Origin of the sequence: Methylocella silvestris (assembly GCF_002891535.1) — a bacterium.
Lineage (GTDB): Bacteria > Pseudomonadota > Alphaproteobacteria > Rhizobiales > Beijerinckiaceae > Methylocapsa > Methylocapsa silvestris_A.
The window spans coordinates 1-10,009 of sequence record NZ_PDZR01000045.1 but is presented as its reverse complement, the minus strand read 5'-3'; the positions used below and the strand labels follow the sequence as shown (position 1 = coordinate 10,009).

12 protein-coding genes and 1 pseudogene are annotated in these 10,009 nt (G+C 60.8%); 2 read left to right on the top strand and 11 right to left on the bottom strand.

Annotation, left to right across the window (positions count from 1 at the left end; translation table 11 throughout):
• The coding region (locus CR492_RS19930) for an IS3 family transposase (protein WP_146030346.1) at positions 1 to 181 on the top strand (181 nt) is incomplete at its 5' end.
• 146 nt (positions 182 to 327) lie between these two features.
• On the opposite strand, the gene CR492_RS19925 is transcribed toward CR492_RS19930, so the two are convergent.
• The 7 genes from CR492_RS19925 to CR492_RS19900 form a co-directional block, all read right to left on the bottom strand.
• Entirely contained in the window at positions 328 to 1,641 is a 1,314-nt protein-coding gene (locus tag CR492_RS19925; protein ID WP_102845464.1) for an MFS transporter, read from the bottom strand.
• Positions 1,638 to 1,967: a hypothetical protein gene (locus CR492_RS19920; protein ID WP_102845463.1), complete on the bottom strand. Its 330-nt coding sequence runs from the start codon at positions 1,965 to 1,967 to the stop codon at positions 1,638 to 1,640. Before CR492_RS19920 ends, CR492_RS19925 begins: the two co-directional genes overlap by 4 nt.
• A 1-nt stretch (position 1,968) precedes the next feature.
• Positions 1,969 to 2,532, bottom strand: coding sequence for an isochorismatase family protein (locus tag CR492_RS19915; protein WP_102845466.1), 564 nt, complete (start codon positions 2,530 to 2,532; stop codon positions 1,969 to 1,971).
• Positions 2,533 to 2,589: 57 nt separating this feature from the next.
• Positions 2,590 to 3,042, bottom strand: coding sequence for a MarR family winged helix-turn-helix transcriptional regulator (locus tag CR492_RS19910; protein ID WP_102845462.1), 453 nt, complete (start codon positions 3,040 to 3,042; stop codon positions 2,590 to 2,592).
• A gap of 123 nt (positions 3,043 to 3,165) precedes the next feature.
• A complete protein-coding gene (locus CR492_RS19905; protein ID WP_180982647.1) occupies positions 3,166 to 3,672 on the bottom strand; it encodes a DUF6306 domain-containing protein in 507 nt (168 codons plus the stop codon).
• An 82-nt stretch (positions 3,673 to 3,754) separates the two neighbouring features.
• Complete coding sequence (locus tag CR492_RS21565) at positions 3,755 to 3,832, bottom strand: hypothetical protein (RefSeq protein WP_432431227.1); 78 nt, start codon at positions 3,830 to 3,832, stop codon at positions 3,755 to 3,757.
• 462 nt (positions 3,833 to 4,294) lie between these two features.
• Positions 4,295 to 4,543, bottom strand: a complete 249-nt coding sequence (locus tag CR492_RS19900) for a hypothetical protein (protein WP_102845461.1) — start codon at positions 4,541 to 4,543, stop codon at positions 4,295 to 4,297.
• Positions 4,544 to 4,623: 80 nt separating this feature from the next.
• Between CR492_RS19900 and CR492_RS19895 the strand changes: the two genes are divergently transcribed.
• The gene (locus CR492_RS19895; RefSeq protein WP_102845460.1) at positions 4,624 to 4,884 is read left to right on the top strand and encodes a hypothetical protein; all 261 of its coding nucleotides are present in this window, start codon (positions 4,624 to 4,626) and stop codon (positions 4,882 to 4,884) included.
• Between the two features lie 243 nt (positions 4,885 to 5,127).
• Here CR492_RS19895 and CR492_RS19890 read toward each other — a convergent pair whose 3' ends face one another.
• The 4 genes and pseudogenes from CR492_RS19890 to CR492_RS21270 all read right to left on the bottom strand — a co-directional run.
• Positions 5,128 to 6,471 (bottom strand): sigma-54-dependent transcriptional regulator, encoded by a 1,344-nt coding sequence (locus CR492_RS19890; RefSeq protein WP_102845459.1) that lies wholly within the window; start codon positions 6,469 to 6,471, stop codon positions 5,128 to 5,130.
• On the bottom strand, positions 6,464 to 8,311 hold the full coding sequence (locus tag CR492_RS19885; RefSeq protein WP_102845458.1) for an ATP-binding protein: 1,848 nt from the start codon (positions 8,309 to 8,311) through the stop codon (positions 6,464 to 6,466). The genes CR492_RS19890 and CR492_RS19885 overlap by 8 nt, the downstream gene beginning before the upstream one ends.
• Before the next feature lie 112 nt (positions 8,312 to 8,423).
• Positions 8,424 to 9,755, bottom strand: coding sequence for an NAD(P)/FAD-dependent oxidoreductase (locus CR492_RS19880; protein ID WP_102845457.1), 1,332 nt, complete (start codon positions 9,753 to 9,755; stop codon positions 8,424 to 8,426).
• A 96-nt stretch (positions 9,756 to 9,851) separates the two neighbouring features.
• Positions 9,852 to 10,009, bottom strand: a pseudogene (locus CR492_RS21270) (dicarboxylate/amino acid:cation symporter); the annotation flags it as partial.

Genomic DNA, 10,009 nt, shown 5'->3' with positions numbered 1-10,009 from the left:
CGTCTTCCTGACCCGCCAGGACGCGACCACCGCCATTGCCCGCTATATCGACGGCTTCTACAATCCGATCCGGCGCCACTCGGCGCTCGGCTATAGGAGCCCCGCTCAGTTCGAGCGAGCAGCAAACCGACGACCGTTTGCCTCTCCACTAAACCGGGGCAAGTCCAGGGTTGAAGAATGAGGCCTCGGCGTCGAGCAACTCCATCGCCTTTGCCTCCAAGCCGCTACGATAGAGATGCGGGCAGATGGGATTTCAAAGGATGCTTTATTTTTCTAACCGGCGGAAGAGGTTTGGATCATGGGAATGACAGCCTTGTCTTCGATTGCTTAGACTTTGGAGTCGCCTTCGCGCACAATGATCGCGGGCGCCTCAGATCCACCTTCATGACTTGGCCTTGATGGCCCATCGGCGTGGGTCGTTTGAGGCCCCCGGAATTGCTGAGCGAGGAAGCCAGCGGCTACAATGGCGGCGGCGAGGCCGGAGACCGCGCCGACGCCAAGCGCCCAGCGCGGCCCACAGTGGTTGGCGATCCAGCCTACGATCGGCGCTCCGATCGGCGTACCCCCGAGCGCGACGCCGACGCGCAGCGCCATCACCCGCCCGCGCATGGCGGGCTCTGTCGAGAGCTGCATCAGGCTGTTCGTTGTGTTGGTGACGGTCAGCGCGGCCGTGCCGATGACGACGAGGGCGCCGGCGAAGAACCAGTAATTCGGCGCAAGGGCGCCCAGTGTGCAGCCGAGCCCAAAGACGCCGGAGCCGACCAGCAGCAAGCCGAACCTCGGCTTGCTGCGGTTGGCGCTCAACAGCGCGCCCGCCACCGTGCCGATCGCCATGATCGACGACAACAGGCCATATCCGCGGGCGTCGGCATGAAAAACGCTGACCGCCATGGTGGAGATGAAGATCGGGACGTTGAGGCCGAACGTTCCGATCAGGAACAGTATGACCAGGATCGCCTTGAGATCTCCGCGCCCCCAGACATAGCGGAACCCCTCGGTGAAGCTTCCCCGGGCGCGTTGGGCTCTGGCGTTCGGACGGAGCTCGACGATGCGAAGGAATGCGAGGGAGATCAGCACCGCAACGAACGAGGCGCCGTTGATCAGGAAGGCCCAGCCAGTCCCGGTCGCGGCGATGATCACGCCGGCGAGCGCCGGGCCAATCATCCGCGCGGCGTTGAACGAGGTTGAATTCAGAGCCACCGCATTGTGCAGGTCTTCATCGCCGACCAGCTCCGCGACGAAGGTCTGACGCACCGGCGCATCGAACGCCGCCGCGCTGCCAAATAGAAATGCGAAGATGTAAACATGCCAGAGCTGGACAACGCCCGCGACGGTGAGAATCCCCAGCGCCAGCGCAAGTCCGCCCATCGTCGCCTGCGTAGCGATCAGCAGCTTACGCTGGTTGAAATGGTCGGCCGCAAAGCCGGTCCAAGGCAGGAAAAGAAACTGCGGCCCAAACTGCAGCGCCATGACCAGGCCGACGGCCGAAGCGTCGTGATGAGAGAGCTGGGTAAACACCAGCCAGTCCTGGGCGGTCCGCTGCACCCATGTGCCGACGTTGGAGACGAAGGCGCCGACGACCCAGATGCGGTAGTTGAAACCGCGCAGGGACCGGAAGACGCCCGTAAAGGGAGCCTTCATGGATGCTCCGGCTGATTGCCGCCGTGGAGGCGGCCAAAGCGCCGGGCCGAAAAAAGCGCGATCAGGAGCGCGCCGGCGCCGCATGCAAGGACGTCGCCTGTGTTCCCCAATCTAAAATCGCCGACGCGGCAAATGAGGACATAGCCGACGACGATATTGCAAGCCCCCCAGAGGACATTGACGGTCGACGAAGAGAGCCCTTGGCCCGGCGGCCTGGCGAACGGGCTCTGAAACGGCCGACCCATCATGCCGCTGACGAAATGGGGTATGGCGTTCGCGAGAAAGATGCCGCCAAAGAAATAGGAGAGGAGCGAAAGCCCGGGCATCTCAGGCGCTCCTTGGTGGCAAGAGATCGATGATCTCCTGGCTCGTTCCGGTCTCGCCGAGCCGCGGGAAGACGTTCCTGACGCTGTAGTGATGCGCCTCGGGACGCATGTCGGTCATCGCGTCGGTGGCGAGGGTGACGTTGAATCCTTGTTCATAGGCTTGGCGCGCAGTCGCTTCGACGCCGGTTCCGGTGGCCACGCCCGCGATCACTACCTGGGTGACGCCCCGTGCTTTCAACAGCCCTTCGAGACCGGTGCTGGCGAAGGCGCCCCAGGTCCGCTTGGTCGCCACGATGTCGCCCGGTTGTTGATTCAGCTCCGGAATGAGGTCGGTCCACCCTTCCGGACGGGATCCCGTCTGACGCGGCTGCTCCGTCCGGCCCGGCGCGCCGCCGGCGACGTTGACGAGCACTACCGGCAGGCCGCGCTCGCGGAAAGCGTCGGCGAGCGCCCGAGCCCGCGCGATGATGTCGCCAATCGGGTGGATAGCGGGAAGATCGACGATGCCCTTCTGCAGGTCGACGATGATCAGGGCGGTATCCGGATCGAGCGTGGTCAGCGCCATGGAGCCTCCTCTTGAAATCACGACGCGGTTGGCCGGCATGGCCGCCGCGGAGCCGCGTCAGTCGTCGACGAGCCGCTTGAGCAGCTCGACGGCCTCCGCAAGCCTGGCCTGTTCCTCCGGCGACAGACGCACCTGGAGCGTGCGGCTCAGCCAGTCCTGGCGCGCCGCACGCCCTTCCTCGACCCATTTGCGACAGGCGTCCGTGATCGAGAGCAGAGTCTGCCGTCGATCCGTGGGGTCCGGCCCGCCACTCAACAGGCCTGCGCTCTCCAGCGCGGCGACGACCGAGCCCATCGATTGCGGACGCATTGCCTCCGCCCGGGCAAGGTTTGAGGCCGTCGTCGGGCCGTCCTTCTCCAGGCGCAGCAGCACGGACACCTGAGACGGAGTCAGGTCCCCGACATGCGCCTGCTCGCGCAAGCGGCGCTTCAGCTTGCCCAGCAAGGCGCGCAGGTCCTGCGCCAGGGCTGAGGCTAGTATGGTTTGGGGATTGTCTGGCGTGACGTCCATGCAGCCGCTATATCAGATAAAGGTTATCTGTAAAGATAAACTTATCAGTTTATCTGTATATATGGCGGACGGAGTCGGGTCCGCCGTCTTAAACTAGCCGCGTCTGCGCAGCGCTTCACGCATTTACGAATTGCGCGTTACAACATCGTCGATGAGCGCAATGTTGTCTTCAAGGGAGCGCAGCTTTTCGGCAAGGTCCGCGCGCAGCCGGCCATCCCGCACCCGCGGCAGCGCCCCGTGAAGTTTTCGCGCCACGGAGCCCTGGCTCCGATTGAGCAAGGCGATGCGCTCGCCGAGATCCGCGATGGCCATCGCCTCGTTGTAGGAAGCGTCAGCTTTCGGAGAGAGCGTCCCGTCTAGCGCTATGATGCGCCGGATCAACATGGTCTGCCAGCACGCTTCATCCCATTGAATCTTTCGCATCAGCTCCGCGATCGGGCCGCCGCCCGCCGCGTGTATGCTCTCAATTGCGACCCGGGCCGCGGCGCGCCCCGCCTCGTGCAGCTCATTGAGCAAAGCCGTCAACTCGTCCTTCCCGAGAAAACCCATATAGGCGTCATCCGCCTCGTGCATTGAGCAGGCCGGCGAACTGACCTCGATACTGGCGTCGTCATCGCTTGGCTTGGTCATTGCGCTGCCTAGTCCCGGCAATGTCTGCGTTTCAGGTCTCCGGCCATGCGCCCGATCGAGGCGATCGCCGATCGCCGTCCGGCTACGCCTCGGCGACAAGATCCTTATACTCCGGATTCCGCTGGATGAACGCAGCAATGGGATCGCATCTTGGCGCGATTCGCCGTCCTCGGCGGCGAGCCTCCGCTAGGGCGTCCGGCGAGCTTACGGAACTTCGGCATGGACCAGCACAAGCCTGTTATTTTGTAATACGTAATATATGGAAGCTGTCTCGCCACTCGCGTGCATCTCGAAGTGATGGAGAGCACTATTGTCGGTGAGCTCAACCATGGGCGCCCATTGCGCGGCGCGCTTGCCCACGGCTCGTGCGAATCAGGAACCGCATAGTTCAGCATGGACACGCGGCGCCGGGTTGCGGCGAGCCTGACATACTGCCCAGGAGTTCGAGCCAGATGTTTTCGCCGGAGTGATCAAGCATATGGCCGATTTTTGTCGCCACGCGCGCCCCTACTGCGACGCCTTCAGCCGCCGCGCGAACTCAATGAAATTGAAGCCTCCAGCGTCGGCATCGTTGAGGACCCTTGGAAGCGGCGCACACGCCGGCTCGCGACATCCCTCTTGGCTAGATCAATTGCCCGCCTGGACAGTCCGGCGAACAGATAAAGCACCGCTCGGGACCTTTTAGCCTGGCCATAAGCTTCACCGCGCCATCGATCAGCTGCTGCTTTGCGGCGGCGTCAAAGCCAGGCGACGAGGGATCACAGGGTAAATCGGTCCAGACGACCAGCCACTCCAGCGGCGGCTTCGTCTCGATCTTCCACGATTTGACATGTTTTATCAAAACGTCGGTCATGTCGAATTCAGCAGGCATATTCCGTGCCGTCCGATCGGCGGCGAGGTCGTTCCCGAGAACCGCGAGGGACCGAGCGCCAGATTAGGGAAGGACAAGCCATGAGCCTCACTTTCGAAACACGGCGGCCGACGATCGGCGATGGTCGCGCTCCATTCCTCAACGAGCCGCCGGCGGAGGTCCTGACGCATCCCGAGGAAATGAAAGCGGTCGTCGAGGTTCAATGGGGTCGCAGCTTTGCGATGAAAGCTTCGGCGCGATTGACGCCGGCCGGACTCGTCTGCGGCGCCGTCGCCGCCGCCGCGGTCCTGCTTTCCGCCGCCGCTCTGGTGCGGGCCGTGCGGGTGGACAGATGCCGATGAACCAAGCCGAATCGTGCGCTAGCCTGGGCGCGCCGCCTTGAAGCAACTGGAGCGATCATGTCGACTACAAGGGCGAACGCCCGCCAGGATGGACCCGCAGTCGGCGCATATCGCCGCCGTTTTGGCTGCGAAGAGACTGCTTACGATCCTTGGCATTATGCGCCGGCCTTGAGGAACGGCGCATAATGCCAAGGATCGGATTTTAACCGGACCCTTGCGAAAACACCCGCAATTTTTACTGCATCATCGATACTCGCTGCCGTTGAGCGCGTAACGCCGCATTTTGTCGTAGAGGGTCTTCTTCGGTATTCCCAATGCCTCACAGGCGTCCATGACATCGCCGTGGTTACGCCTTAAAGTCTCCACGATGAGTCCGCGTTCGAATTCGCCTACGATGTCCTTTAGGGGCCGCTCGGCGCTTTTAGGGGCGCCGTTCAGATTGAATCGACCGTCTACCAAACCCAGAACAAATCGGGCGGCGACGTTTCCGAGTTCACGAACGTTGCCCGGCCAGTCATATGCCATGAGGTCGCGCATCAGCTGTTCGCTAGCCAGAGACGCATCACGCTTGTAGCGAGACGCCGCCAACAAAACATGGTGTTCGAAGAGAGACGGAATATCCTCCCGTCGCTCACGCAAGGGCGGAACGGAGACCGTAACGACATTCAGCCGGAAATACAGATCGTGCCGGAATTGGCGCGCATCCGACAACGCCTGCAAGTCGGTCTTTGTCGCCGCCACGACCCGAATGGAAATGTCGATCGGCCGATTTGATCCAAGACGCTCAAGCTGGCGCGATTGCAGCACGCGCAATAATTTGACCTGCAAAGACAACGGCATGGACTCAACTTCATCCAGGAACAAGGTTCCGCCGGAAGCATATTCAATCTTCCCGACGCGTTGCGATTGAGCTCCTGTGAAGGCTCCCTTTTCGTGGCCAAAGAGTTCGCTCTCGAACATCGACTCTGGAATGGCGCCGCAATTAATGGCGACGAAGGGTTTTGTGCGTCCTGGCGACGAATCGTGCAGGGCGCGCGCGACGAGCTCCTTTCCTGTGCCGGTTTCGCCTTGGATGAGAACATCGGGCGCCGCAGGACCGAGGTTGAGGATATCCCGGCGCAATGCCACCATGGTGGCGGAGTCGCCGATGAGGATTCTTTCGATGCCAGCTTTCTGTTCGAGCCTGTGATGTAGATCGTTAATCTCGAAAGTCAGCCGCCGTTTCTCCAACGCCCGCCTGACGACTCCAACAATGTGGTTTGATCCGACAGGCTTTTCAATGAAATCATATGCGCCAGTCCGCATCGCGCGCACCGCCAAGGCGATGTCGCCATGGCCGGTAACGACGATGACCGGCAACGTCGGATCGATCCGCATAGCGTGTTCCAGCAGAGCTATTCCATCCATGCCCGGAAGTTTGAAGTCCGCGACGAGAATCCCCGGGAAGTTGGCGTGGAGCTTGTCGCACGCCGCCTCTGCTGTCTCGACAGTCACGGTTTCGAGCCCGGCGAGGCCCAGCGTCTGGGCCGTGGCGAAGCGAATGGCCTTATCGTCGTCGACGAATAATACCTTTAGCCGTTCATTCATTATCCGCCTCTGCCATTTTCCGATGCGAGGGTAAAATAACCAGAAATTCTGCGCCCTGCCCGGGACGATTGGAGGCTTGCAATGAACCTCCGTATTTCCGCGCGATGCCTTCCGATATCGCGAGGCCGAGCCCTAGACCGGCGCCGGCCGTCTTCGTCGTGAAGAAGGGTTCGAAAAGGCGCGAAAGAACCACCTCCGTCAAGCCTGCGCCATTGTCTCGAATGGAGATGATCGTCGTTCGGTCGACGCGACGCGCCCCGATCTCAACCAGCGGCGCCGAGGCGCCGGATACTGCGTCGATAGCATTGCTTGTCAAATTGATGAGTATTTGGTCAAGGCCGCCCGGATCCGCCTCCACTAGCAGATCTCCGCCCTCCTCCGAAAAAACGACTTTGGCGCCCACCTGTCGGATCTTTTCGTCCAGCATCCGCAGGACGTTGTTGACGCTGCAATTGACCGACACGGCCTGGACCTCGATCCAATCCTTTCTGGCAAAGAGCTTGAGCTGCCCGGTGATCTTGGTCATGCGCTCGACCAGTTCGCCGATCATCTGCAGATTGCCGTTCGCCGTATCGATCTCGGACCGCTTGATTAAAACCTCCGCATTGTCGGCCAATGCGCGGATGGCCGCCAGCGGCTGACTGAGTTCATGCGTGACGCCGGCCGCAAATTGGCCGATCGCGGCGAGTTTGGCGGAATGAACCAGTTCGTCCTGGGTTGCGCGCAACGTTTCATTGGCCGCGACAAGAGCCTGCGTTCGCCGCTTAACCTGATGTTCGAGCTCGATATTGGCGCGAGCGAGGAACTCTTTTGCGGCAAGTTCGAGCTGGATCGCGCGCCTGCGCTGTAACAAGAACAAAACGAACAGGATGAGAGCGAGTCCAACGAGGGCGACAATCAGCTGGGTCCAGCGCTTGACGATCAGCACATCGGACAGATCGGACAGAATCGCGATCTCCCAATCAGAGCCGTCAAGATGCAGTTCCTGAGCCAAAAATCGCACCCGGCCAGTGCCGGGCGCGTCGCTCGGAAGAGAAACGATTGCGGCCCCTCCGCCGAAGGATTCCTCCGTCACAATGCCGACAGGAGTCAGAGGAACGTTTTCATATTGGCGGGCATTGTTAAGATTGGCGAGCACCGCCTCCGAGAGCTGCGTCATCGTCTTGTAGCGCCACTGCGGGCGGGACGACAGGACGATCACGCCGTTTTGGTCGGTAATGATCACATCCCCCAGCATTGTGAAAGGATGGACTTCAAAACGCTCGAGGTTCACCTTGACTACACCAACGCCTCCGGGAGCTCCTTCAGCACGAAGCGCTCTTGAAAAATAGTAGCCTGGAGTTCCGCTGTTCGTCCCTATTCCATAAAAGCGGTCAGATCCCGTCTGCAATGCATTAACGAAATATGGCCGGTAGGAAAGATCGCGGCCGACAAAGCTGGTGGGTTCGCTCCAATTGCTCGACGCAATCGTCACACCTTTCAGATCGAGAAGGTAAAGCGTCGTGCTTCCGGCCGCGCGATTGACTTCCTCAAGATAGCGGTTTGCTGCCGCAATGCGACTCGGGTCGGAAGGCGCCTGAAGAACAGAAATGATGGAAGGATGATATCGCAATAATTCCGGCAAATAATCGAACCTGTGCAGTTCAGACGCCAGCAATGCGGCGTAGCGTTCCGCTTCAATCCGACCGCGCTGAATTATTCTCTCGGATCTGATTTTAACGGCTATGTCGCCCGCCGCGACCACGGCGCCAGCGACGACGCCGACAACCAGCGCGCCGAGGAGAGCGGGCAGAATAATTGCCCACCTCGCCTTCTCGACTTCCGCGACATTCCGCTCCATGCGGCCCCGGTTACGCTGAGCTGCGAATAAGGAGCATCATAGTCGATAGGCGTTCGCCGGACAAACTTAACCGAAGCCGGCGCCGAGCCCCGCCCCGACTCTTGCCGCGACATCAATGCAGCTTGACGTGCGGCAGCGTTCGCCGCGTGATGAGCCGACCCAAGGTATCAAGGCACACTTTGGCGCCGCCGTGCAACGCGATCTGATGCATTTTGTAGAGCGCCCGATACATCAACAGGGCGAAATAGCCCTCGATCAGCATGTTCTTGCCGACCGCGAAGCCCATCAGACTGCCGACCGTGCTGTATTGTCCGAGCGAAACGAGCGACCCGAAATCCTTGTAGACGTAAGGCGTCAAAGGCTTGGTCGCGAGGCGCCTTTTGATCTGCCCGAAAATGTGCGAAGCCTGCTGGTGGGCGGCCTGCGCCCTCGGAGGAACGGGATGGTCCGAGCCCGGCTGCGGACAGCTCGCGCAGTCGCCCATCGCAAAAATGTCCGGGTCGTTGGTCGTCTGCAGGGTTGGCATGACCACAAGCTGGTTGTTGCGCGTGGATTCGAGGCCGTCGAGGTCTCGGAGAAGGTCGGGTCCCTTCACCCCGGCCGCCCATACGACAAGAGAGGACTTCAACGTCTCTCCAGAAGCAAGATGAACGCCCTCTGCGGATACCGAAATGACTTTCGCATTTGTCTTGATTTCGACGCCAAGCTCTTCGAGCAGCGAGGCCGTCGAATTCGCGACGCGTTCGGGGAGGGCTGGAAGGATCCGTCCCGCGCCTTCCACGAGCGTAATGCGAATATCTTTGGATGGATCGATCTTGTCGAGGCCATAGGCGACGACCGCGCGGGTCGTATGATGAAGCTCGGCAGAAAGCTCGGCGCCCGTCGCGCCTGCCCCGACAATTGTGACATGGAGCTGGTCGGGCCTGATCGCCGCCGCTTGCGTGTGGGCGCGGAAGCATGCATTCACAATCCTTCGATTGAAATGAACGGCCTGTTCCGGCGTTTCGAGCGATATGGCGTGTTGGCGGACGCCCGGCGTACCAAAATCGTTGGTCGTGCTCCCAACGGCGATGACCAATGTGTCGTAGCTGAAGGAGCGCGGAGGCGTAATCTCCTCTCCGTCATCATCGAAAGTCGCCGCGAGATGGACTTCACGCTTGGCGCGGTCAAGACCGATCATCTCGCCAAATCGAAAACGAAAGCTATGCCAATAAGCATGCGCGAGATAGTCGACCTCATGTTGAGATGCGTCCATGCTGCCCGCCGCGATTTCATGAAGCAGGGGTTTCCACAAATGTGAGCGCGCGCGTTCGATCAGCGTCACCCGGATCTTGCCCTTGCGCGCCAGGCGGTCGCCAAGGCGGGTCGCAAGCTCAAGCCCGCCGGCTCCGCCTCCGACGACGACAATATGATGGAGATCATGGTCCGCGGAAGGCGTCACGATTCCCCTCCAGAGTTGAAGCGGCCCGTCGCGCTATGGAAGGCCAGGACAGCCTTCCATAGCGGCGGGATCTTTAAGAGCGGATCGAACATTGCATGATCACGTTGCGACCCCCGTCTGGAGATCGGACACGTCGATTTTTTTGCCGAGAGCGACGTTGAGTTTTTCGCGGTCGAGCTCGCCTTCCGACCAGGAGATGACCACGGTGGCGACGCCATTGCCGATGATATTGGTCAAAGCGCGGCATTCGCTCATGA